Source organism: Microvirga sp. 2MCAF38, assembly GCF_052115485.1.
Lineage (GTDB): Bacteria > Pseudomonadota > Alphaproteobacteria > Rhizobiales > Beijerinckiaceae > Microvirga.
The window spans coordinates 1-497 of the sequence record NZ_JBFRGU010000020.1 but is presented as its reverse complement, the minus strand read 5'-3'; the positions used below and the strand labels follow the sequence as shown (position 1 = coordinate 497).

Genomic DNA, 497 nt, shown 5'->3' with positions numbered 1-497 from the left:
CCGGCGGGTGTCGTCGGGGACACGGTGACCTATGCGCTGGTTCTGAACCCCGGTGCGAAGTTCGGTATCGATGCGGCGACGGGCCAGATCACGCTTCTGGGCGCGGTGAACTACGAGGCGACGACGGCGGAAGATCCCGACCTTCAGACGGAGAATGCGGGAACGCCGCTGGAGCGGAAGTTCTACACGCTGCGGGTCAAGGCGAGCGACAGCGCGACGGGTCTGTCCTCGGACGAGAAGACGGTGGTGGTCTACGTCAACGACGTGAACGAAGCGCCGACCGATTTGGCCTTCGTGGACGGGACGCGCAAGGCGACGATTGTTGCGAGCGCCCAGGACGGCGCGGTGGTGGGCGATCTGACGGCGCTCGATCCGGAGGGGGATGTCGGGCTGATCTACGCGTTCGACACGAGCGGCAATGGCGGCTCGAGCGGCAGCGGCAATGCGGGCGGCCGCTTCAAGATCGAAGACGGGCAGCTGAAGGTCGCGGCGCTCAC

The 497-nt window shown here is 66.6% G+C and carries 1 protein-coding gene; it reads left to right on the top strand.

Annotated features, from left to right (window positions below):
- Positions 1-497 (top strand): cadherin repeat domain-containing protein (locus AB4072_RS17135; RefSeq protein WP_441969941.1); only part of this gene is annotated, 497 nt, incomplete at both ends.